The sequence below is a fragment of the Micromonospora fluostatini genome (genome assembly GCF_050410825.1).
Taxonomy (GTDB): domain Bacteria; phylum Actinomycetota; class Actinomycetes; order Mycobacteriales; family Micromonosporaceae; genus Micromonospora; species Micromonospora rosaria.
The window spans coordinates 3,908,240-3,930,805 of the sequence record NZ_CP191251.1; the positions used below are offsets into that span (position 1 = coordinate 3,908,240).

Here is a 22,566-nt window from a genome sequence, read left to right on the forward strand (position 1 = left end):
CGGGCCGCAAGTGCAAGATCGCGGAGGAGAGAGGGCGGGGGGAGGAGGGGGTGAGACGGGGCGGGTCAGGGGTGGAGGGTGCCGGTGGCGACGAGGGTGGCGGGGCCGGTGAGCCAGCAGGAGTCCTCGGTGAGCCGTACGGTGAGGCGGCCTCCGGGGACGTCGACCGCGACGGTGCCGGTGTCCAGGCCGGCGTCGCGCAGGGCCACCGCGCCGACCGCGCAGGCGCCCGTACCGCAGGAGAGGGTCTCGGCGGAGCCGCGCTCGTACACCCGCATCAGCACGTGGGCGTCGGTGCCGTCGACCGGCTCGGCCGGGGCGGTGAACTCGACGTTGACCCCGGCCGGGAAGACCGCCGGGTCGACGCCGGGCGCCCGGGTGAGGTCCAGCGCCGGCAGTTCCAGCCCGGCCGGCAGGGCGCACACCAGGTGCGGGTTGCCGACGTCCACCGCCGCGCCGGGCAGGGTGAGCCCGCCGAGGCTGGCGGTCGAGGTGTCGTACACCCGGGGGCGGCGCATCTCGACGGAGATCTCGTCGCCCGCGACGAGCGCGCGCACGACGCCGGCCCGGGTCGCCACCGGCAGCGCCCGGCCCGCCGGGGTGGCCAGCCCGGTGTCGACGAGGTACCGGACGAAGACCCGCGCCCCGTTGCCGCACATCTCGGCGAAGGAGCCGTCGGCGTTCCAGTAGTCCATGAACCACTCGGCCTCGCCGGCCTGCCCGGCCCCCTCGGGGTGCTTGGCGGCCCGGACCACCCGCAGCACGCCGTCCGCGCCGAGGCCACGCCGCCGGTCGCAGAGCGCGGCGACCCGCTCGGGGGTCAGGTCGAGGGTGCCGTCCGGGTCGGGAAGGATGACGAAGTCGTTGCCGGTGCCGTGCCCCTTGGTGAACTCCACGCCCCCATCATCACCCAGCGGGACGCGCCAGCCGCAGGGCGGCCTCGACCAGGTCCGGCGCGGCCGAGTCCAGCCAGTGCACGCGTGGGTCGCGGCGGAACCAGGAGCGCTGCCGGCGGACGAAGCGGCGGGTGGCCCGGACCGTCTCGTCGCGCGCCTGCGCCTCGGTCCACTCGCCGTCGAGCAGGCGCAGCACCTGCTGGTACCCGAGGGCCCGGCTGGCGGTCCGCCCCTGCGGCAGGCCCCGGCCGACCAGCTCGCGGACCTCGGCGACCAGGCCGTCGGCCCACATCCGGTCCACCCGTACCGCGATCCGCTCGTCCAGCACGGCGGTGTCCAGGTCCACCCCGAGCTGCACCGACGGGTAGTACGGGGTGGGTTCGGGCAGCGCGGCGGTGAACGGCGCCCCGGTCAGCTCGATCACCTCCAGGGCCCGGACGATCCGCCGACCGTTGCCGGGCAGGATGCCCGCCGCCGCGGCCGGGTCGGCCGCGCGCAGCCGCGCGTACAGCGGGGCGGGGCCGACGGCGGCGAGTTCCCGTTCGAGGCGGTCACGCAGCGCCGGGTCGGTGCCGGGGAACTCGAAGCGTTCCAGCACCGCCCGCACGTACAGGCCGGAGCCGCCGACCAGCAGCGGCACCCGCCCCCGGGCGAGGATGTCGTCGATGGCCGCGCGGGCCAGTCGCTGGTACTCGGCGACGCTGGCCGGCTCGGTGACGTCCCAGATGTCCAGCAGGTGGTGCGGCACGCCGTCGCGCTCGGCCGGGGTGAGCTTGGCGGTGCCGACGTCCATGCCCCGGTAGAGCTGCATCGAGTCGGCGTTGACCACCTCCCCGCCGAGGGCGTGCGCCAGCGGGATGCTCAGCGCGGACTTCCCGGCGGCGGTCGGCCCGACCACCGCCACGACCGTCCCGGCCCCACCCCCCGCCGGACCGGGGGCGGAGCCACCGCCCGCCGGGTCGACGGGAGGGCCGACCGCCGCGCTCACGCCGGCCCGCCCGCCGGCCGCCGCCAGGAGGCCACGAAGTAGGCCACGCCGTAGGGCACGGTGTAGTGGGTCAGCTCACCCTGCCAGGTGCCACCGGCCGCGCGGGCCGCCCCGGCGAGCACCTGCCAGGGCGCCCGGCCGGCGGCTCTCAACTCCGCCGACCGGTCCGGGTCCAGGTCGAGCAGGGCGTCGGTGTCCGCGGCGGCCAGGGCCGCGGCCACCCCGTCGTCGTACGCCTCGGCGCGCGGGTCGTCGTAGCCGGGCGCCGCCGTGCCCCGGCAGGCCGACCCGTCCCCGAGCACCAGCAGGGCGAACGGGTGCTCGGTCCGCCGGACCAGGTCCGCGCCGAGGGAGGCGCAGGCGGTGGTGGTGGCGTCGACGGCGACCGCCTCGGCGAACCGGGGCAGGTCGGTGCCGGCCCGCCCGAGCAGCCAGGCGCCGATGGTCAGGCTCAACGGCAGCCGCTCGCCGCCGGCACAGTTGACCTTCCACAGTCGGACCGCCCGGTCGAGACCGTACGGGCGCAGCGACCCGTAGTCGGCGGTCCGGAAGGCGGTGCTCTCCGGACCGCCGCCGACCAGCAGGATCAGCTCCGGCCCGGCGGCCAGCAGGCCGGCGACGGCGGCGTCGCAGGCGGCCCGGAGATCGTCCAGCTCCGGCGCGGCGGCGCCGGCGAGGTCGGGTACGAGCAGTGGCGGGTGGGGGCAGACGGCGGCGGCGACCAGGGACACCAGGCAACCGTAGCGGCCGGGTGGCGGGGCTTCCCGCTGACCCGGTCAGCCGGCGTGGTCGCCCCAGCCGCCCTGCACCATGGTCTGGAACCGCCACTGCCCGCCCACCTTGACCAGCACGTCGGCGTAGCGGACCCGCTGCCGGTGGCCGTCCACGGTGAACTCGGCGTCGGTGAACACCACGGCCAGGCTGGCGGTGAGGAAGTGCGGCGTGCGCCGGGACTCCATCGTCACCTCCCCCGCGCCGCCGAGCACCCCACCCATCATCTCCAGGTACGCCGCCCGGTCGAGCTGCTGGGCCGAGCCCTCCCCGGCGGCGTCGTCGGTGACCGTGTTGAGGGGGAACAGCGCCAGGTCGGCGGTGCCGGCGACGTCCCCCGCCGCGGCGAGGGCGTCGTACCGGCGGAACCAGTCGTCGAGGGCGGCCAGTTCCTCGGCGCTGGGGACGTACCCGGCGTCGGCCGGTGGGACGGTCCGGGACGGGGTCTGGGACATCTGACGGGCTCCTTCCGGCCCCCGACGGGGGCAGCTTGTCGTACATCGTACGGTAAAGAAGACGGCAACGCCGAACCCGTCGACGCGCGGGTCACCACCGGGGAGTAGGACACCGTATGGTCACGGTCGGCGATAGGCGCTCGACGCGGACCCGGTGAGACCTGTGACAATGCCGGGAGTAACTTGCTGCGCCGTGGCGGCGATCGCGGGTCCGACCTGTCGACGCCGGGAGAACGAGGATGGGCACATGAGCGACTGGACTGCCTTCGGACGGGTGGACGCGGACGGCACCGTTTACGTCAAGACCGCCGACGGCGAGCGGGTGGTCGGATCCTGGCAGGCGGGGGCACCGGAGGAGGGGCTGGCCCACTTCGCGCGCCGCTTCGCCGACCTGGTGACCGAGGTGGACCTGACCGAGGCTCGACTCTCCTCGGGGGCCGCCGACGCGGGCCATTCCCTGGCGACGATCCGCCGCATCCGCGCCTCGCTGGCGGAAGCGCACGTCGTCGGCGACATCGACGCGCTGGCCAGCCGGCTGGACAAGCTCGCCACCCTCGCCGAGGAGAAGGCCGGTGAGGCCCGGGCGGCCAAGGACGCGGCCCGCGCCGAGGCGCTCGCCCGCAAGACGACCCTGGTCGAGGAGGCGGAGCAGTTGGCCGCCGAGGCGACCGGCTGGAAGTCCGCCGGGGACCGGCTCAAGGAGATCCTCGACGAGTGGAAGACCATCCGGGGCGTCGACAAGAAGGCCGACGGCGAGCTGTGGAAGCGGTTCGCCGCCGCCCGGGACGGCTTCACCCGGCGCCGGGGCGCCCACTTCGCCTCGCTGGACGCCCAGCGCAAGCAGGCCCAGTCGGTCAAGGAGGAGCTGGTCGCCGAGGCGGAGAAGCTGAAGGACTCCAGCGAGTGGGCGGCCACCGCCAACCAGCTCAAGGAGCTGATGGCCCAGTGGAAGGCCGCCCCCCGGGCGTCCAAGGAGGCCGAGCAGAAGCTCTGGGAACGGTTCCGGGCCGCCCAGGACGACTTCTTCACCCGGCGCAGCGAGGTCTTCTCGGCCCGGGACAACGAGCAGCGGGCCAACCTGGAGCGCAAGCAGGCCCTGCTGGCCGAGGCGGAGGCGCTCGACATCGACGGGGACCCGAAGGGTGCCCAGGTCCGGCTGCGCGACATCCAGGCCCAGTGGCACGAGGCGGGCCGGGTGCCCCGGGACGCCGCCGCCGGGCTGGAGCGCCGGATGCGGGTGATCGACGACAAGGTCCGCGAGGTGATGGACTCCGCGTGGCGCCGGACCGCCCCGGCCGACAACCCGCTGCTGGCGCAGATGCGTGAGCAGGTCGCCGAGGCCGAGCAGCGGCTGGCCCGCGCCCAGGCCGCCGGGGACGCCCGCCGGATCAAGGAGGCCGAGCAGGCGCTGGCCTCGAAGCGGCAGTTCCTCCAGCTCGCCGAGCAGGCCAGCTAGCCCGACCGGGCCCGGCACCGACCAGGACCCCCGTCCCGCCCCGGGACGGGGGTCCTGTGCCGTCCACCGCCGCGCGGTCCGGGACGCCGGGGTGTCGACCAGCCGGAATGAGAACGTTCACAATCCGCCTTTACATCCGGTGCACCGCAGCAACGGCGGGTACGGCGTCGCCTCCACCATGGGTGGCGGCGTCCTCGTCGAGGGCAACTACTTCGAGAACGTGCGGGACCCGTACCACCTGGGTGAGGGCAGCTCCGGGCCGGGCACCCTGGTGGCCCGGAACAACCACTTCGTCAACTCGGGCGCCGGGCAGGCCGGCGGCAGCGTCGCCGGGATCCCGTACGGCTACCCGTTGGCCCCGGCCGCCAACGTCAAGTCGATCGTGACCAACGGCGCCGGGGCCGGCAAGATCTCGGTCTGAGCCCCGGATCCGGGTCGGGGCCCGCCCGCGCGGCGGGCCCCGGCCTCACGTCAGTGGGCGGCGCAGCCGGTCGTCGGCGCGGGCGCCACGGCCGGCGCACCGACCGTCGGCAACCCGAGCAGCACCCCGGGGGTACGCGGGGAGCGGCCCGCCTCGGCGGCGTCCCCGGCCCGGGTCCGCCGGTGTGCGACCGGCTCGCCGTCGGCGTTGAGGTGGTGCGGGGCGGCGTACGTGACGGTGGTGTGCACGATGTCGCCGGGCCGGATCAGGCCCTGGTGCGAGCCGGCGTCGAAGTGCACCAGCCGCCCGTCACGGGCCCGGCCGGACATCCGGCCGGTGCGCTCGTCCTTGCGCCCCTCGCCGACGGCGACCAGCACCTCGACGGTCTCCCCCACCAGCTTCTTGTTCTCCGCCCAGGTGATCTCCTCGACCGTGGCGACCAGCCGCTCGTAGCGTTCCTGCACCACCTGCTTGGGCAGTTGGCCGTCCATCGTGGCGGCCGGGGTGCCGGGGCGCTTGGAGTACTGGAAGGTGAACGCCGAGGAGAACCTTGCCGCGCGGACCACGTCCAGGGTCCGTGCGAAGTCGGCCTCGGTCTCGCCGGGGAAGCCGACGATGATGTCCGTGGTGATCGCCGCGTCCGGCATCGCCGCCCGGACCTTGTCGATGATGCCGAGGTACCGCTCCGACCGGTACGACCGGCGCATCGCGCGCAGCACGTCGTCCGAGCCGGACTGCAACGGCATGTGCAGCGAGTGGCAGACGTTCGGCGTCTCGGCCATCGCGGCGATCACGTCGTCGGTGAAGTCCTTCGGGTGCGGGCTGGTGAACCGGACCCGCTCCAGCCCGTCGACGTCCCCGCAGGCCCGCAGCAGCTTGCCGAAGGCGTACCGGTCGCCGAACTCGACGCCGTAGGAGTTGACGTTCTGCCCGAGCAGGGTCACCTCCAGCACGCCCTCGTCGACCAGGGCGCGGACCTCGGAGAGGATGTCGCCGGGACGGCGGTCCTTCTCCCGGCCGCGCAGCGCCGGCACGATGCAGAAGGTGCAGGTGTTGTTGCAGCCCACCGAGATCGACACCCAGCCGGCGTAGGTCGACTCGCGCCGGGTCGGCAGGGTGGAGGGGAAGACGTCCAGCGACTCCAGGATCTCCACCTCGGCGGCGGCGTTGTGCCGGGCCCGCTCCAGCAGCACCGGCAGCGAGCCGATGTTATGGGTGCCGAAGACCACGTCCACCCAGGGCGCCCGGCGGACGATCTCGCCCCGGTCCTTCTGGGCCAGGCAGCCGCCGACGGCGATCTGCATCCCGGGATTGCGGGACTTCACCGGGCGCAGGTGACCGAGGTTGCCGTAGAGCCGGTTGTCGGCGTTCTCCCGTACCGCGCAGGTGTTGAAGACCATCACGTCCGGGTGGTCGTCACCCGCGTCGGCCCGCACGTAGCCGGCCCGCTCCAGCAGGCCGGAGATCCGTTCGGAGTCGTGCACGTTCATCTGGCAGCCGTACGTCACGACGTTGTAGGTCTTCGCCACCCTCGCAGCGCCCCTTTCCTCGGGGTACCAGGGTAGCGGCCCCTCGACGCGGCCCGGTGGCGTCCCACCACCCGGCCCCGGGCGCGGGCCCCGCCCGGCGGGTGTCGCCCCCCGTCCCGGCCCGGAGCGTGGCACCGTGGACGGGTCCGGTCCCGGGCCCAGGCGAGGAGAAGGCGATGTGCCGCAGCATCAAGACCCTGCGTGAACCGTTCGTGCCGGCGGTGACCCCGGCCGCCATCGACGCCGCGGCGTTGCAGTACGTCCGGAAGATCTCCGGTTTCCGGGCGCCCGCCGCCCACAACGCCGCCGCCTTCGACGCGGCGGTCGCCGCGGTCGCGGCGGCCACCCGCACGCTCCTCGACGACCTGGTCGTCAAGGGCGGCACCACCCCCGCCCGCCGGGAAGGAAGGGCCCCTTCCTAACGCCTACGGTAGAGAGGGGAACCCTTCTCACCGCCCGCCCCGCCCCGCGCGCCACGCGTGTGGGCGGGGGGTCAGGCGGCGGCGAGGGCGGGGATGACCGAGTCGGGCGCCCAGCGCGACCGGTGGCACCGGGACCAGCCCCGGCAACCCGGGTTGTCCAGGGTGCAGAGCCGCTGGTTGCTCAGTTCCTCGCCGTCGTCGGTCTCGGTCAGGTCGAAGTGCACCGGACGGATGGTGCCGTCGGGCCCGACGAGCAGGTGCCGCCCGGCGTCCAGGGTGTCGTCGCGCAGCAGGCAGTGGCACCCCAGCAGTCGGGCCAGGGCCGCGATGCCCGCCTCTTCGGACAGCCGGTCGGGCACGCCGTAGCAGTCCACGATGGTGCCGAATTCGCCCGGGGCCTCCCAGACGTCGCAGATCACCGCGTACGTGGGCAGGCGGGCCGGATCGGCCACCGCCAGCGGCATCACCACCCGACCGAGCGCCTCGGCCAGTGCCGGGTACACCTCCACGGGTGGCACCCGGTCGATTCTCCAGTTCCACAGCTCGGTCACGCCGCCTCCTCGCTGTGCTCGTCCCACCGGCCTCCGGATCGGGCCTTACTGACGATGGTGGGGGGCATATGACCGCAGCCGGGGGCAAGTTACCGGTCTGTGACCATTCCGGGCAAATTTTCCTGGGTCCCCGTTGCTGGAAGTAGCGGGAAGATGACAGTTTATCGGGTACGGTGCCCCGAACGTGCGACCGGACGGCCGGCGAGCCGACGTCGCACCCGGCCCGGGGCGGGCCGGGGCGGGGTGCGACAGCAGGGGGCCGACCAGCGCCGCCGGGGTCAGCGCAGCAGTAGCAGGTGCTCGCCCCGGGGCAGCAGTTCGCCGATCACGGTCGCCCCGGGGACCTCCCCCGCGACCAGGAGCCCGCCGGAGGTCTGCGCGTCGGCCAGCAGCAGCCGGTCGGTCTCACCGGTCGGGCCGACGTCGGTCCACGGGGTCACCCAGTCCAGGTTGCGCCGGCTGCCCCCGCTGACGTACCCGTCGCGCACCGCCTCCCGCGCCCCGGCCAGGTACGGCACCCGGGCGGTGTCGATGGCGACCGTCAGCCGGCTGGCCCGCGCCAGCTTCGAGGCGTGCCCGAGCAGGCCGAAGCCGGTCACGTCGGTGCCACAGCGGATGCCGGCGGCGACCGCCGCCCGGGCGGCGTCCCGGTTCAGCGTGCTCATCGTGGCCACCGCCTCGGGGAACGTCTCGCCGGTCGCCTTGTGCCGGGTGTTCAGCACCCCCACCCCGAGCGGTTTGGTCAACGACAGCGGCAGCCCCGCCCGCCCCGCGTCCAGGGTGATCAACTCGTCGGGGCGGACCACCCCGGTCACCGCCAGGCCGTACTTGGGGCCGTCGTCGTCGACGCTGTGCCCGCCGGCCAGGTGACAGCCGGCCTGGCGGGCCACGTCCTGCCCGCCGCGCAGCACCTCCCGGGCCAGGTCCAGCGGCAGCACGTCGCGCGGCCAGCAGAGCAGGTTCAGCGCGACCAGGGGGGTGCCGCCCATCGCGTAGACGTCGGAGAGGGCGTTGGCCGCCGCGATCCGCCCCCAGTCGTACGGATCGTCGACCACCGGCGTGAAGAAGTCGGCGGTGCTCACCAGTCCGGTACACTCATCGAGGCGAACCACTGCGGCGTCGTCGCCGTGGTCGATCCCGACCAACAGCTCGGCGGTGCCGCTGGCGGGGGCGAGCCCGGCCACCATGGCCTCCAGCTCGCCGGGTGGGATCTTGCAGGCGCACCCACCACCTCGGGCGTACCTGGTCAGTCGTACCGGTTCGGTCATCCCCCGATGATCCCGTGGCCAACGTGGCGATCGCCACCACAGCGGCCCGATGCGGGCCGGAATTCGGATTCCGGACACACTCCGGGACGGGTGTTACACCCTCGTGACCATTTGGCTTGCATGCCGCTACGCCGCCCCGCCTACAGTTGCCGCAACCGGGGGTTCATCCGACCCCGGTTCCCGCGACGACAGGGACGGTGGACGACGTGACGACGGGCGAACCGCTCATCGTGCTGGACGAGGTCAACAAGCACTTCGGGCCGCTGCACGTGCTGCAGGACGTCTCGCTCTCGGTCGGTCGGGGCGAGGTGGTGGTGGTGATCGGCCCCTCCGGCTCCGGCAAGTCGACGCTGTGCCGGACGATCAACCGCCTGGAGCCGATCGACTCGGGCACGATCACCTTCGACGGCCGGCCGCTGCCCGCCGAGGGCAAGGCGCTGGCGAAGCTGCGCAGCGAGGTCGGCATGGTCTTCCAGTCGTTCAACCTCTTCGCGCACAAGACCATCCTGGAGAACGTGACCCTCGGGCCGGTCAAGGTCCGCAAGGAGAAGCCGGCCGCCGCCCGGGAGCGCGGCCTGGCGCTGCTCGACCGGGTCGGCATCGCCAACCAGGCCGACAAGTTCCCGGCCCAGCTCTCCGGCGGCCAGCAGCAGCGGGCCGCCATCGCCCGGGCGCTGGCCATGCAGCCCAAGGCGATGCTCTTCGACGAGCCGACCAGCGCGCTGGACCCGGAGATGGTCGGCGAGGTGCTGGACGTGATGACGTCGCTGGCCCGCGACGGCATGACCATGGTCGTGGTCACGCACGAGATGGGCTTCGCCCGGCACGCGGCGAACCGGGTCATCTTCATGGCCGACGGCCGGCTCGTCGAGGACGCGGCGCCGACCGAGTTCTTCGCCAACCCGCGCAGTGAGCGGGCCAAGGACTTCCTGTCGAAGATCCTGACGCACTAGGCGTCTGTTGTGGAGCGTGCCGCCCCCGGCGAGCTCCGTCGAAGCCCTCATCGATGGGGCTCCGTCGAAAAAGGAGAATGAAGATGCGTATGAAGCGCGTAGCGGCGCTCGCCGCGGCCGCCACCCTGGCCTTCGGCCTGACCGCCTGTGGCGGCAACGACGAGGCCGGGGAGGGCACCGGCGGCGAGAGCAAGTCGTTCCCGGCCGGCAGCACGATGGAGCGGCTGAACAAGGCCCAGGCCATCAAGATCGGCACCAAGTTCGACCAGCCGGGCTTCGGCCTCAAGGGCCTCTCGGGTGAGCCGGAGGGCTTCGACGTCGAGGTCGCGAAGATCATCGCCAAGGAGCTGGGCATCCCCGAGGACAAGATCGAGTGGGTCGAGGCCCCCTCGAAGGTCCGCGAGGACGTGATCGTCAACGGCACCGTCGACCTGGTCGCGGCGACCTACACGATCAACGACACCCGCAAGGAGCGCATCGCGTTCGCCGGGCCGTACTACGAGGCCGGCCAGAACATCATGGTGAAGAAGGACGACACCTCCATCACCGGGCCGGACTCCTTCAAGGACGGCACCAAGAAGGTCTGCTCGGTCACCGGCTCCACCCCGGCCGAGGAGATCAAGAAGTACGTCCAGGACGTCGGCTCGCAGCTCGTCCTCTTCGACACGTACGACAAGTGCCGGGACGCCCTCAACGGTGGCCAGGTCGACGCCGTCACCACCGACAACGTCATCCTGCTCGGCTACATCGCCAACGGCAACGACGCCTTCAAGCTGGCCGGCGAGAACTTCACCAAGGAGCCGTACGGCCTCGGGGTGAAGAAGGAGGACACCGACTTCCGCAACTTCGTCAACGACACGCTGGAGAAGGCGTACTCCGACGGCAGCTGGAAGAAGGCCTGGGAGGACACCGCCGGCAAGTTCGGCGCCCAGCTCGGCGACCCGCCGGCCGTCGACCGCTACTGAGTCTGAACAGTTGATCTGGAGGGTGGGGAGGAAGTCCGACCCGTGAGTGTGCTCATCGACAAGTTCGACGTCTTCGCGGGTGGTTTCTGGCTCACCCTCCAGATCTGCCTACTCGCCGCGATCGGCGCCCTGATCCTGGGCGCCATCGTGGCGGTACTGCGAATCTCCCCGGTGCCGCCCCTGCGGGCGGTCGGCACCGCCTACGTGAACATGTTCCGCAACCTGCCGCTGACCGTGGTGATGTTCTTCGCCGCCTTCGGTCTGCCGGCCCTCGGTTCCAACGCGGACTTCCTCCGCATCCCCGGGCTGGACGCGATCTTCACCCGGCTCGGGACCGACCTGCCGTACTTCCGCTTCGCGTTGATCGCGCTGGTGCTCTACACCGCCGCCTTCGTCTGCGAGGCGCTGCGCTCCGGGGTGAACGCCGTCCCCGCCGGGCAGGCCGAGGCCGCCCGTTCCCTCGGCCTCACCTTCACGCAGAACCTGCGGTACGTGGTCCTGCCGCAGTCCTGGAAGGCCTCGGTGGTACCGCTCGGCTCGGTCATCATCGCCATGATCAAGAACTCGGCGCTGGTCGGCTTCTTCGGGGTGGTCGGCGACCTCTCGCAGAGCGCCGACCAGCTCACCTCGGCCGAGGGCCACGCCTTCGTACCGGTCGCCATCGGTATCTCCATCGGATACCTGATCATGACGGTGCCCCTCGGCGCCCTCCTCGACCGCATCGAGAAGCGACAGGCGGTGGCCCGATGAGCCAGAGCGTCCTCTACGACGTCCCCGGTCCCCGGCAGCGCCGGATCACCCTGATCGGCAGCATCGTCGCCACGATCGCCGTTCTCATCGGGGCGTACTTCTTCGTCTACCGGCCGCTGGACGAGAACGGCCAGTTCTCCATGGAGCTGTGGGGTCCGCTGATCGACCCCTCCGACGAGAACTTCAGCCTGGTCTGGGAGCGGATCGGCATCGGGTTCGGCAACACCCTGATGGCGGCGGTCCTGGCGATCGCCTCCTCCCTGGTGGTCGGCACCCTGCTGGCGGTGCTGCGGATCCAGCTCAAGAGCCTCACCGCCCGCCGGTTCACCGGTATGGCCGCCCCCGTGACGTACCTGCTGCGCGGCCTGAGCCTGTTCCTGGCGGCCCTGACCCGGTTCTGCGTCGAGGTGTTCCGGGGACTCCCGGTGGTCATCACGATCTTCTTCGTGGCCCGGGGCTTCCCCGAGTTCGGCATCTCGCTGAGCACGCTGACCTACCTGGTCATCGGTCTGACCATCTACAACTCGGTGGTCATCGCCGAGATCCTCCGCTCCGGCATGGAGGGGCTGCCCGGCGGGCAGCGGGAGGCCGCCGCCGCGATCGGTCTCTCCCCGCTGCAGACCACCGGCCTGATCCTGCTCCCCCAGGCCTTCCGGATCATGCTCCCGGCGCTGATCAGCCAGCTCGTGGTGGTGCTCAAGGACACCTCGCTGGGCTTCATCATCAGCTACGAGGAGACCCTGAACATCGGCAAGCAGATCATCGGGGTGCTCAACAACCCGATCCCGGTCTACATCGTCATCGGTGTCCTGTTCATCGTGGTCAACTACTCCCTGTCGAAGCTGGCCCAGTACGTCCAGGGCCGCCTCGCCCGGGGTCGCAAGACCACGGACACCCCGACGGCGGCCCCGCCGCCCGCCATCGCCGCCGCGCTCGGCGCCCAGTCCACGGCTCAGTCCGGCGCGTCCTGACGCCACAGCGTCCTGACGGACCGGCCATCGCAGGGCCGCACCCCACAGGGTGCGGCCCTGTCGCCGTCCACGGCCGACGGGCAGCGCTCCCGTCTCCTGCGGCCCTCCGCGACACCTGTTTTCCCGACACCGCTCCTACCGGCATCGGTCCTCCCGACACCGGTTTCAGCGAACGCCGATCCCCGCGACGGTGGATGTAGCGGCGCCGATCCCCGCGACGTCGTCCCCGGTGGGCCAGGCGCGACGGTCCCGGCTGGGGCGGGGCGGGCCACCGGCACGTGCGGCGGGCCGGGGCGGCCGGGCCGGCCGCCGCAGCCCGCTCGCTCAGCGGGCGATCTCGGTGACCCGGGACTCGCGGACCACGGTCACCCGGATCTGACCGGGGTAGGTCAGCTCCTCCTCGATCTGCTTGGCCACGTCCCGGGCGAGGACCGCCGCGCCGATGTCGTCGACGTCGTCCGGCTTGACCATCACCCGAATCTCGCGGCCCGCCTGCATGGCGAAGACCTTCTCCACGCCGAGCTTGCCGGCGGCGATCTCCTCGATCCGCTCCAGCCGCTTGACGTACGCCTCCAGGCTCTCCCGCCGGGCCCCGGGCCGGCCGCCCGAGCAGGCGTCGGAGGCCTGGGTGAGCACCGCCTCGATGGTCTGCGGCGGCACCTCGTTGTGGTGCGCCTCGATGGCGTGCACCACGTCCTCGCTCTCGCCGTACTTGCGGGCCAGATCGGCGCCGATGATGGCGTGACTGCCCTCCACCTCGTGGGTGAGCGCCTTGCCGACGTCGTGCAGGAACGCGCACCGCTTGATGGTGGGCACGTCCAGCCGCAGCTCGGCCGCCATGACCCCGGCGATGTGCGCGGTCTCCACCAGGTGCTTGAGCACGTTCTGCCCGTACGACGTCCGGTAGCGCAGCCGACCGAGCAGGGTGACCAGCTCCGGGTGGATCTCGGTGATGCCGACCTCGACCAGGGCGTCCTCGGCGGCGCGCTGGCAGAGCTGCTCCACCTCGTGCCGGGCCAGGTCGTAGACCTCCTCGATCCGGTGCGGGTGGATCCGCCCGTCCAGCACCAGCTTCTCGAGGGTGAGCCGGCCGACCTCCCGGCGGACCGGGTCGAAGCAGGAGAGCAGCACCGCCTCGGGGGTGTCGTCGATGATCAGGTTGACCCCGGTGACCGACTCGAAGGCGCGGATGTTGCGACCCTCCCGGCCGATGATCCGCCCCTTCATCTCGTCGCCGGGCAGGTGCATGACACTGACCACGCTCTCCGCGGTCTGCTCGCTGGCCACCCGCTGGATGGCGTCCACCACGATGTGCCGGGCCCGCTGCTCGGCCGTGTTGCGGGCGTCGGACTCGATGTCACGGACCAGCAGGGCGGCCTCCCGCTTGGCCTGGCCCTCGATCGCCTCGACCAGCTCGGCCCGGGCCACCTCGGCGGTGAGCCCGGCGACCCGCTCCAGCTCGCGGCGGCGCTGCTCCTCCGCCTCGGCCACCTCCTGCTCGCGCTGGACCAGCGCCGACTCCCGGGCGGCCAGCGCGGCGCTGGCGGCGGTGAGCTGCCGCTCCCGCTCGGCGAGCCGCTCCACCTCCTCGGTGTGCAGCCGTTCCCGCTCGTCCATCCGGGCGGCCCGCCGTTCCACCTCGGCCGCCTGCTCCCGGGTGGTGGCGGCCAGGACGGCGACCTCCCGCTCGCCACTGCGCCGGGCGGTCGTGCGCAACTGCTCGGCGTCCGTCTCCGCCTGCTTGTGGGCCCGCTCCAGGACGGTGTCCGCCTCGACCCGGGCGGCGTCGAGCACCCGGCGGGCCTCGGCGCGGGCCGCCTTCGCCTCCGCCTTGGCGGCAGCCGCCTCGGCCCGGGCGGCGGCGGCCATCGACTTCGCCACGTCGATGGTGCTGTTGGCCTCGTCGGCGGCGGTGCGCAACGCGGCCAGGGACTGCTCCTGACGGTCCTTCTCGGCGATGAACGCGGGGTCCTCGGCCGCCGGTGTCACGGCGAGCCGGCGCAGCACCCGTACCCCGAACAGCACCGCGCCGACCACGACCAGGGTCAGGAGCACGACCGTCACGAGGAGCACGAGGTCGAAGGCGTTCATGCCGCCTCCGTGGGGCCACCGGTGTACCTCTGCCGCCCCGCCATGGCCGCCTCCCCTGAACGTCGGCGCCGCAGCCGTCGCGCCGGTGGGCACGCTGCCTGCGGCTCGTGACGCCCGACCGGAGCGCCTGGCCTGGGTAGCCTTCCGTCGGCGGTGCCCCTCGGGCACCGCCGACGGCGGGGTGCAGTTGTCGCGCCAGCACCCACCGGCGCGGGCGGCGGTCGCCGATCCACGTCCGTGGGAGCCGTGCAAAGTGATGCTGTTCCGTTATGCGTTCTATGTTGTGCGCTTAGCCTGCATCGGTCGGGCAATGAGCTTGTATGGCGAGGCTAGGTCGCCGATGGCCCTCTGGTCAAGGAGTCATGATCAAACCCCCCGAACGGAGCGAAGTTGAGGGGTGACTCCCTGCCCACCGACAGTCCGGACACGAGAGGACAAAGAGCCCCGTTGTCGGGCCGCGCACCGCCCTTCGCCCGATGCGCCGCCGACCGCCCGGACCCGGTGGCGACGCTCCGGCCCGGCCGGCCGCCCCGCCCCCGGGCCGACCGGTCGCCCTGGTCAACCACCGGCTGCGGTCAGCGGTCGGGCTCCCCCTCGGCGTCGGCCAGCGCGTCGGCGTCGATCGCGTCGGCGAACTCGGCCGCCTCGGCGCTCTGCGCGGCGAGCGCGTCTTTCACCGCCCGGATCGCCACGCCGGCGGGATAGCCCTTGCGGGCCAGCATGCCGACCAGGCGCCGGAAGACCGCGTCCGGCTCGCCCCGGGCGGTCCGCAGCTTGCGGTCGACCAGGGCCCGCGCGGTCTGCGCCTCGGTCTCCTCGTCCAGCGCGTCGAGCGCCTCACCGGCCACCTCGCCGGCCACGCCCCGCTGGCGCAGCTCGTTGGCGAGCGCCCGGCGGGCCAGCCCGCGACCGGCGTGCCGACTCGACACCCAGGCACGGGCGAAGGCGGCATCGTCGATCATCCCGACCTCGTCGTACCGGTCGAGAACCGACGCGGCCACCTCCTCGGAGATCCCCCGCCGGGTCAGCGCACCGGCCAGCTCGGCCCGGGTACGCGGTCGGACCGCGAGTTGCCGCAGGCAGATCTCCCGGGCCAGCTCCGCCTCCCGGCGGGCCGCCTCGGCGGGGTCCCGGGGCGGGGCCGACTCCGCACCGGTCACCCCCGGCTCGGCTCCCCCGCCGAACCCCGTCGACCCGGAACCACTCCCGTCAGGGCGCCCCCGGCGGGGGCGGGGCGTGCTGGCGGCCTCACCCGCCCGGGGTGGACTGGCGTCCCAACCCCGCCCCGTGCGGGCGCGTCGTCCGGCCACCCGGCGCTCAGAAGTCGACCGGCGGCAGCTCCGGGCCGCCAGCGGCGTCGCCGCCCGCAGCGGCACCGACGCCGAGCTTCTCCAGGATCTTCTTCTCGATCTCGGCGGCCACGTCCGGGTTCTCCCGGAGGAACTCGCGGGCCTTCTCCTTGCCCTGGCCGAGCTGGTCGCCGTCGTACGTGTACCAGGCGCCGGACTTGCGGATGATCGCCTGCTCGACGCCGACGTCGATCAGCGAGCCCTCCCGGGAGATGCCCTTGCCGTACATGATGTCGAACTCGGCCTGCTTGAACGGCGCGGAGACCTTGTTCTTCACGACCTTGACCCGGGTCCGGTTGCCGACCACGTCGGTGCCGTCCTTGAGGCTCTCGATCCGGCGCACGTCGAGCCGGACCGAGGCGTAGAACTTCAGCGCCCGGCCACCGGTGGTGGTCTCGGGGCTGCCGAACATGACGCCGATCTTCTCGCGGAGCTGGTTGATGAAGATCGCCGTGGTGCCGGTGTTGTTGAGCACACCGGTGATCTTGCGCAGCGCCTGGCTCATCAACCGGGCCTGGAGGCCGACGTGGCTGTCGCCCATCTCGCCCTCGATCTCGGCGCGCGGCACCAGGGCGGCGACCGAGTCGATCACGATGATGTCGAGCGCGCCGGAGCGGACCAGCATGTCCACGATCTCCAGCGCCTGCTCACCGGTGTCCGGCTGGGAGACCAGCAGGGCGTCGGTGTCGACGCCGAGGGCCTTCGCGTACTCCGGGTCGAGGGCGTGCTCGGCGTCGACGAAGGCGGCGATCCCGCCGTTGCGCTGGGCGTTGGCCACCGCGTGCAGGGCGACCGTCGTCTTACCGCTGGACTCCGGGCCGTAGACCTCGACCACCCGGCCCCGGGGCAGACCGCCCACGCCGAGCGCCACGTCGAGGGCGATCGAACCGGTGGGGATGATCGCGGTCTGGATGACCGGCCGCTCCCCCAGCCGCATCACCGAACCCTTGCCGAACTGCTTGTCGATCTGAGCGAGAGCAAGGTCGAGTGCCTTCTCCCGGTCAGGCCCTGCCGCCATGGTTGCCACCCCTGCCTTCGCCGGCGTCTTTCCTGAGCTTCTCGTCACGCGGGACACGCTAGGCGCTGGGTCCGACAGAAAACCAGCCGACGGGCCGCGAGCTGTGGACGAGCACCCCGCTGTGGACAATAGCCGAACAGGTGTACGACTCGACAAGCGACACGCGGCACCAACGAAACCGCTGCTCAGCGTAGTCGCGTGGGCACCCGGTCGGGGTACGCGGCGCAGACCGCCCGCCACACGACGTGGGTCTCCTCACCCGAGGCGAGCGCCTGCTCGATGGTGCGCCCGCCGAGTTGCGACAGCACCTGGTCGGCGGCGATGCTGGCCGCGTACCCCGGGCCGAAGGCCTCCTCCAGCCGGTCCCAGAAGTCGGTCAGCCGCACGTGTCACTCCTTCTCGTCCGGCACGTCCCCGGTGTCGCCCCGGCCCGGACCCCGCGACGGTACCGGTCGCAGCGCCAGCGCCACCAGCGGCCCGACCGCGACCGCCGCGAGCAGGGTGAGGACCGGGTATCCCGCCGTCTGCACGACAAACCCGCTGGCCGCACCGGCCCCCGCCCCGGCCAGCCCCATGATCAGGTCGGCCAGCCCCTGCACGGTCGGCCGGACCGGCACCGGGACCGACTCGGACAGCAGCGTGGAGCCGGCCACCATCGTCGCCGACCAGCCCAGCCCCAGCAGGACCAGGCCGGCGGCGAGCCGGGGCGTGTCGTGCCCGGCGGTGCCGGCGACCGCACAGGCGGCCAGCAGCAGCCCGGCCCCGCCGAGGACGACGGCCCGCCGGCCGAGCCGGTCGGTGAGCCAGCCGACCAGCGGGGCGAAGGCGTACATACCGGCGATGTGCAGGCTCAGCACCAGACCCACCACCGGCAGCACGTCGCCGTCGTGGTGCGCCTCGTGCAGGCGTACCGGGGTCATCACCATCACCGCGACCATCACCAGGTGGCCCACCGCCACGGCGGCGACGCCGAGCCGGGCGGCCGGCCGGCGGCGTACCTGCGCCCAGGCCGCGCGCAGACTCCCGGCCGGCCGGGTGGCGGGGCCCGCCCCGGCCCCCGCCACGCCCGGGTCGGCCCCCGCGCCCGGGTCGGTGGTCGTCACGCTGCGCGTGTTCACCGCGCCCGGGTCGGTCGTCACGCCCGGGTCGGCGGTGAGCCGGCGGGCGGTGAGCAACGGGTCGGGACGCAGGAAGATCAGGAGCACCCCGGCCGTGGCGACGAACGCCACGGCGCTGAACGCGAACGGGCCGGCGAGCCGGGGCAGCCCCCAGCCCGTGGTGAGCCCGTCGGCCAGCGCGGCGAGGTTCGGCGCCGCCACCGCGCCGACGGTGGTCGCCCAGACGACCACGGAGAGCTGCCGGCCCCGGCGAGCCGGCTCGGCCAGGTCGACCGCGGCGTAGCGGGCCTGGAGGTTCGCCGCGCTGCCCCCGCCGAAGAGCAGCATGCCGAGGAAGAGCAGCGGTACCCACCCGGTGACCGCGGCCAGCACGGTCAGCACCCCACCGGCGGCCCCGACCAGGTACGCCAGGACCAGGCCGGGCCGTCGCCCGTACCCGGTCATCAGGCGGGTGACCGGGACGGCGAGCAGGGCGGCGCCCACCACGCCGGCGCTCTGCGCGAGGCCGGCCACCGCCGTACCGGCGAGGTCTGCGGCGAGCAGCGCCCCGACGGCGACGCCGATGGTCACCCCGGTCCCGCCGAGGACCTGGGTGCCGGCGAGCAGGCGTACGGTGCGCCGCTGGACCACGGCGACGTCCGGCCGGTCGCGGGGCGGCGCGCTCTGCTCGACGGTCATCGCGGGCTCCTCGACGGCTGCGCCCGGGTCAGCGGTGTGACGATGCGGCGCACGGGCCGGTGCCGGCGGCGCACCGGGTGCGTCCCGGCTGGCCGGGGCGGCCGGGATGTTGGCAGGGGTCCCCTGTTAACACCCCGGATGTTAATAGGGGCCCCCTGCTCTACCCCAGGCGTTAAGAGGGGGCCCTTCCTTACCCCAGGGCGTGGGCGACGGTGGTGAGGTCGGCGACCAGGCCCGCGTACGCCCGGTCCTGGTCGTCGGCGCGGAGCACGGCGGAGGGGTGGATGGTGGCGAGCAGCCGGGCGGGCGGGGCGTCGGCGACGGCACCGGCGCTGTCCACCGGCACCCGGGCGAAGTCCTGCGGGCGTTGCGCGGCGGCCGGCCAGGGCAGCAGCTCGCCGCGTTGCCGGGTGACCCGGAACGACGGGCCGAGCAGGGCCTTGGCGGCGGTGGCACCGAGCACCACGACGACCTCCGGGCGCAGCCGGGCGAACTCGGCGACCAGCCACGGGCGGCAGGCGGTGACGTGCACCTGGTCCGGGGTCTGGTGGATGCGCCGCCGGCCCCGCAGCTCGTGCCGGAAGTGCTTGACGGTGTTCGTCAGGTAGATGTGCCCGGGGTCCAGACCGGCGTCGTCGACCGCCCGGCGCAGCAGCCGGCCGGCGGGGCCGACGAAGGGCAGCCCCTTCTGGTCCTCCATGTCCCCGGGCTGCTCGCCGACGAAGACCAGGCGGGCGTGCGCGTCGCCCCGACCGAACACCGTCTGGGTGGCGTCCCGGTAAAGCTCGCAGCCCCGGCAGTCGCGCGCGGCGGCCCGCAGCTCGTCGAGGGTGTCGGCCCGGGGTGGGATGAACTGCTGGGCGCCGGGGGCGGTGTCGATCTCGGACATGCGGACTGTTGTACCCGTTCCCTCGCCGCGCACGCGACGGACCCGCCGAGCCCGCCCGGCCCGCGGGGCGGGCCGGGCTGGGGTGGAGCGGGGTGCGGAAAGCGTCGCCTGTCCCGGCGTGTCGCGTCGGAAAACCGCCATCGCCAGAGGGGCCGGAGGTGGGGAGGGGCGGGTCAGGCGGTGAAGGTGGTGGGGGGCGGGGGGTGCAGGGCGCGGGCGACGGCGTCGGCGAGGGGGACGATGTCGGCGTCGGTGAGGGCGCTGACGGTGAGTCGTACGCCGGGCGGGGCGGCGATGCGGAACTGGGCGCCGGGGGCCACCGCCCAGCCGGCGTCGCGCAGGGCGGTCACCGCGCTGGTCTCGTCGGGCACCGGCAGCCAGACGTTGATGCCGGTACGGCCGTGGGCCGCCACGCCCCGGTCGGCGAGGGCGGCCAGCAGGGCGGTACGACGCCGCTGGTAGGTACGGCCGGCCCGGTCGACCAGGGCGGCGGTGCCGGGGTCCTGCCAGAGGGCCAGGGCCAGGCGTTGCAGGACGGTGGAGACCCAGCCCGCGCCGACCCGGGCCCGACCGGCGACCCGGGCCACGGTCGTCTCGTCACCGGCGAGCACCGCCAGCCGCAGGTCGGGACCGTACGGTTTGCTCGCCGAGCGGAGGAAGGCCCAGGAGCGGGTCACCCCGGCGAGCGGGTGCAGGGGTACCCGGGCCAGTTCGGCGGCGTGGTCGTCCTCGACGAGCAGCAGGTCGGGCCGGTCGGCGAGGAGGGTACGCAGGGCGGCGGCCCGGTCGGCGGTGACGGCGGCGCCGGTCGGGTTCTGGGCGCGGCTGGTGACGATCAGCGCGCGGGCCCCGGCGGCGAGGGCGGCGCGGACCCCGGCCACGGCGGGGCCCTCGTCGTCGACGGGCACCCCGATCGGGCGCAGCCCGAGGCTGGCGACCAGGTCGAGCAGGTTGGCCCAGCCGGGATCCTCCACGGCCACCGGGTCACCGGGGCTCAGGTGGGCGCCGAGCAGGCGTTCGATGCCGTCCAGGGCGCCGCCGGTGAGGGTCAGGTCGTCGACCGGTACCCCGTCGGCGGCGAGCCGGCGGCGGGCCGCCCCGGCCACCTCGGGCAGGACCCCGACGGTGGCGTACCCGGTCGGGGGGCCGATCGTCGCGGCGAGCGCGGCCAGGTGCGGGCCGAGCGGGGGCAGCAGGGCCGGGTCGGGCTCTCCCCCGGACAGGTCGCGCGTGCCGGGCGCCGGGGGCGGGAGCAGCGCGGCCCGGCGGGTGGCGACCGGTGGGCGGGCCCGGACCCAAGTGCCGTGCCGGCCGGCGGTGGCGACCAGACCCCGTTGCCGCAGTTCCTGGTACGCCCGCGCGACGGTGGCCGGGCTGACGGCGAGGTCGGCGGCGAGCGCCCGGACCGGGGGCAGCGCGGTCTCGGCCGGGAGGGTGCCGGAGCGGATGCCCGCCTCGACACTGGCCGAGATCTCGGCCGCCGTGGCGCCGCCGATCTGATAGCGTGCTGACACAAACACAGTATTGTACTAGAACAAAGGCGGGATGTCTCGTGTACCCACCGACCGACCGCACCACCGCCACCCGGATGCGGGACCGGATGAGCCACGACCGGGCCGCCGTCCACGCGGTGCTGGACGAGGCGTACCACTGCGCGTTGGGCTTCGTCGTCGACGGCGAGCCCCGGATCCTGCCCACCCTGCACGTCCGCGTCGGGGAGACGCTCTACCTGCACGGTTCCACCGGCAGCCGGCCGTTGCTGGCCGCCCGGGGGCCGGACGGGCTCGCCGTCTGCGTCTCGGTCACCCTGCTCGACGGCCTGGTCTACGCCCGCTCCCAGTTCAACCACAGCGCCAACTACCGCTCGGTGGTCGCGCACGGCACCGCCCACCTGGTCACCGACGACCGGGAGAAGACCGAGGTGCTCACCGCCCTGGTGGAGAAGGTCGGCGCCGGCCGCAGCCGGGAGACCCGACCGCCGAACCGCCGGGAACTGGCCGAGACCGCCGTCCTGGCGCTGCCGCTGCGGGAGGTCTCGCTCCGCGCCCGCGCCGGTGGCGTGGGCGACGACGAGGCGGATCTCGACCTGCCGTACTGGGCCGGGGTGGTGCCGCTGCGGCTCACCCCGGGCCTCCCGGAGCCGGACGCCGGGGTCGGCGTCGGAGTCCCCGGGTACCTGCCGGCCGGCGGCACCCCGCCGACCCCCGCCCCGACGCCGTCCGGCCCGACGCCACCCGCACCACGATGACGGTCGGTGCCACGGTGACGGCCGGCGGAGTCGTGACGGTCCTCGATAAGTGGTCGACGGCACACGTCAGCCTGCGGGAAAGCCATCGACGCGGCGTACCGGCGGGGCGATGATGACCGCCGTGCTGGGTATCACCGACATCTGGACGTACGTGCTGGGCACCGTGGCGATCATCCTGCTGCCCGGCCCCAACTCGCTCTTCGTCCTCTCCACCGCCGCCCGACGCGGGGTACGGACCGGCTACCGGGCGGCGGCCGGTGTCTTCGTCGGTGACTGGGTGCTGATGGTCCTCTCCGCCGCCGGGGTGGCGTCGCTGCTCAAGGCGTACCCGCCGATCTTCCTGGTGGTCAAGTACGCCGGTGCGGCGTACCTCGGGTACGTCGGGGTGACCATGCTGCTCGGGGCCTGGCGACGCTGGCGGACCCGGCACGACCCGGGCACGCCGCGCCTGATCGACGCCGCCGAGCCGGCCGCGCTGCGCAGCCCGTTCCGCAAGGCGATGGTGATCAGCCTGCTCAACCCGAAGGCGATCCTCTTCTTCGTCTCGTTCTTCATCCAGTTCGTCGACCCGACCTACCCCTGGCCGGCGCTGTCGTTCCTGCTGCTCGGCCTGATCGCCCAGGTGTCCAGCGTGCTGTACCTGAGCGTGCTGATCTTCGCGGGCACCTTCCTGGCGGCGCAGTTCGCCGAGCGCCGCCGGCTGGCCGCCGGGGCCACCACCGGGGTCGCCGCGCTCTTCCTCGGGTTCAGCATCAAGCTGGCCACCGCCACCGTCTGAG

At 73.5% G+C, this 22,566-nt stretch carries 22 protein-coding genes and 1 pseudogene; 9 read left to right on the top strand and 14 right to left on the bottom strand.

Annotation, left to right across the window (positions count from 1 at the left end; translation table 11 throughout):
- Positions 1-65: 65 nt before the first annotated feature.
- The 4 genes from dapF to ACQUFX_RS17055 are packed head-to-tail and all read right to left on the bottom strand — an operon-like array spanning position 66 to position 3,110.
- Complete coding sequence (gene dapF / locus ACQUFX_RS17040) at positions 66-896, bottom strand: diaminopimelate epimerase (RefSeq protein WP_428961362.1); 831 nt, start codon at positions 894-896, stop codon at positions 66-68.
- Positions 897-906: 10 nt separating this feature from the next.
- Positions 907-1,911, bottom strand: coding sequence for a tRNA (adenosine(37)-N6)-dimethylallyltransferase MiaA (miaA, locus tag ACQUFX_RS17045; protein WP_428966981.1), 1,005 nt, complete (start codon positions 1,909-1,911; stop codon positions 907-909).
- Positions 1,881-2,615 carry a class III extradiol ring-cleavage dioxygenase family protein gene (locus ACQUFX_RS17050; protein ID WP_428961363.1) on the bottom strand — a complete coding sequence of 245 codons (735 nt, stop codon included), beginning with the start codon at positions 2,613-2,615 and terminating at the stop codon, positions 1,881-1,883. Before ACQUFX_RS17050 ends, miaA begins: the two co-directional genes overlap by 31 nt.
- 45 nt (positions 2,616-2,660) lie before the next feature.
- On the bottom strand, positions 2,661-3,110 hold the full coding sequence (locus ACQUFX_RS17055) for a hypothetical protein (protein ID WP_428961364.1): 450 nt from the start codon (positions 3,108-3,110) through the stop codon (positions 2,661-2,663).
- Positions 3,111-3,357: 247 nt separating this feature from the next.
- Here ACQUFX_RS17055 and ACQUFX_RS17060 point away from each other — a divergent pair, with 247 nt between their 5' ends.
- Positions 3,358-4,566: a DUF349 domain-containing protein gene (locus ACQUFX_RS17060; RefSeq protein WP_428961365.1), complete on the top strand. Its 1,209-nt coding sequence runs from the start codon at positions 3,358-3,360 to the stop codon at positions 4,564-4,566.
- A 139-nt stretch (positions 4,567-4,705) separates the two neighbouring features.
- Positions 4,706-4,987 carry a hypothetical protein gene (locus ACQUFX_RS17065; protein WP_428961366.1) on the top strand — a complete coding sequence of 94 codons (282 nt, stop codon included), beginning with the start codon at positions 4,706-4,708 and terminating at the stop codon, positions 4,985-4,987.
- A 50-nt stretch (positions 4,988-5,037) separates the two neighbouring features.
- Here the strand turns inward: ACQUFX_RS17065 and miaB are convergent, their stop codons facing one another.
- Entirely contained in the window at positions 5,038-6,516 is a 1,479-nt protein-coding gene (gene miaB, locus ACQUFX_RS17070) for a tRNA (N6-isopentenyl adenosine(37)-C2)-methylthiotransferase MiaB (protein WP_428961367.1), read from the bottom strand.
- Between the two features lie 176 nt (positions 6,517-6,692).
- On the opposite strand from miaB, the gene ACQUFX_RS17075 reads away from it, so the two are divergent.
- On the top strand, positions 6,693-6,938 hold the full coding sequence (locus ACQUFX_RS17075) for a DUF2277 family protein (RefSeq protein WP_428961368.1): 246 nt from the start codon (positions 6,693-6,695) through the stop codon (positions 6,936-6,938).
- 71 nt (positions 6,939-7,009) lie between these two features.
- Here ACQUFX_RS17075 and ACQUFX_RS17080 read toward each other — a convergent pair whose 3' ends face one another.
- Positions 7,010-7,489 carry a hypothetical protein gene (locus tag ACQUFX_RS17080; RefSeq protein WP_428961369.1) on the bottom strand — a complete coding sequence of 160 codons (480 nt, stop codon included), beginning with the start codon at positions 7,487-7,489 and terminating at the stop codon, positions 7,010-7,012.
- Positions 7,490-7,767: 278 nt separating this feature from the next.
- Positions 7,768-8,757 carry a selenide, water dikinase SelD gene (gene selD, locus ACQUFX_RS17085; RefSeq protein WP_428961370.1) on the bottom strand — a complete coding sequence of 330 codons (990 nt, stop codon included), beginning with the start codon at positions 8,755-8,757 and terminating at the stop codon, positions 7,768-7,770.
- A gap of 197 nt (positions 8,758-8,954) precedes the next feature.
- Here selD and ACQUFX_RS17090 point away from each other — a divergent pair, with 197 nt between their 5' ends.
- From ACQUFX_RS17090 to ACQUFX_RS17105, 4 genes are all read left to right on the top strand, one after another.
- Positions 8,955-9,710 (top strand): amino acid ABC transporter ATP-binding protein, encoded by a 756-nt coding sequence (locus ACQUFX_RS17090; protein ID WP_067366447.1) that lies wholly within the window; start codon positions 8,955-8,957, stop codon positions 9,708-9,710.
- A gap of 83 nt (positions 9,711-9,793) precedes the next feature.
- On the top strand, positions 9,794-10,675 hold the full coding sequence (locus ACQUFX_RS17095; protein WP_428961371.1) for a glutamate ABC transporter substrate-binding protein: 882 nt from the start codon (positions 9,794-9,796) through the stop codon (positions 10,673-10,675).
- A 42-nt stretch (positions 10,676-10,717) separates the two neighbouring features.
- On the top strand, positions 10,718-11,425 hold the full coding sequence (locus ACQUFX_RS17100; protein WP_428961372.1) for an amino acid ABC transporter permease: 708 nt from the start codon (positions 10,718-10,720) through the stop codon (positions 11,423-11,425).
- Positions 11,422-12,396, top strand: a complete 975-nt coding sequence (locus tag ACQUFX_RS17105) for an amino acid ABC transporter permease (protein ID WP_428961373.1) — start codon at positions 11,422-11,424, stop codon at positions 12,394-12,396. Before ACQUFX_RS17100 ends, ACQUFX_RS17105 begins: the two co-directional genes overlap by 4 nt.
- 324 nt (positions 12,397-12,720) lie before the next feature.
- Here the strand turns inward: ACQUFX_RS17105 and rny are convergent, their stop codons facing one another.
- The 7 genes from rny to ACQUFX_RS17140 form a co-directional block, all read right to left on the bottom strand.
- A complete protein-coding gene (gene rny, locus ACQUFX_RS17110) occupies positions 12,721-14,487 on the bottom strand; it encodes a ribonuclease Y (protein WP_428961374.1) in 1,767 nt (588 codons plus the stop codon).
- A 575-nt stretch (positions 14,488-15,062) separates the two neighbouring features.
- Positions 15,063-15,797, bottom strand: a complete 735-nt coding sequence (locus tag ACQUFX_RS17115; protein ID WP_428961375.1) for a regulatory protein RecX — start codon at positions 15,795-15,797, stop codon at positions 15,063-15,065.
- Positions 15,798-15,804: 7 nt separating this feature from the next.
- Positions 15,805-16,854 carry a recombinase RecA gene (gene recA / locus ACQUFX_RS17120; protein ID WP_067366461.1) on the bottom strand — a complete coding sequence of 350 codons (1,050 nt, stop codon included), beginning with the start codon at positions 16,852-16,854 and terminating at the stop codon, positions 15,805-15,807.
- A gap of 185 nt (positions 16,855-17,039) precedes the next feature.
- Positions 17,040-17,240, bottom strand: coding sequence for a DUF3046 domain-containing protein (locus tag ACQUFX_RS17125; RefSeq protein WP_428961376.1), 201 nt, complete (start codon positions 17,238-17,240; stop codon positions 17,040-17,042).
- A 3-nt stretch (positions 17,241-17,243) separates the two neighbouring features.
- The gene (locus tag ACQUFX_RS17130) at positions 17,244-18,650 is read right to left on the bottom strand and encodes an MFS transporter (protein WP_428961377.1); all 1,407 of its coding nucleotides are present in this window, start codon (positions 18,648-18,650) and stop codon (positions 17,244-17,246) included.
- Positions 18,651-18,840: 190 nt separating this feature from the next.
- Entirely contained in the window at positions 18,841-19,539 is a 699-nt protein-coding gene (locus ACQUFX_RS17135) for a UdgX family uracil-DNA binding protein (protein WP_067366470.1), read from the bottom strand.
- A 173-nt stretch (positions 19,540-19,712) separates the two neighbouring features.
- The gene (locus ACQUFX_RS17140; RefSeq protein ID WP_428961378.1) at positions 19,713-21,053 is read right to left on the bottom strand and encodes an aminotransferase class I/II-fold pyridoxal phosphate-dependent enzyme; all 1,341 of its coding nucleotides are present in this window, start codon (positions 21,051-21,053) and stop codon (positions 19,713-19,715) included.
- Between the two features lie 38 nt (positions 21,054-21,091).
- Between ACQUFX_RS17140 and ACQUFX_RS17145 the strand changes: the two are divergent.
- Both ACQUFX_RS17145 and leuE read left to right on the top strand, forming a co-directional pair.
- Positions 21,092-21,736: pseudogene (locus ACQUFX_RS17145) on the top strand (pyridoxamine 5'-phosphate oxidase family protein); the annotation flags it as partial.
- Between the two features lie 160 nt (positions 21,737-21,896).
- Positions 21,897-22,565, top strand: a complete 669-nt coding sequence (gene leuE, locus ACQUFX_RS17150) for a leucine efflux protein LeuE (protein ID WP_428961379.1) — start codon at positions 21,897-21,899, stop codon at positions 22,563-22,565.
- Position 22,566: the final 1 nt, after the last annotated feature.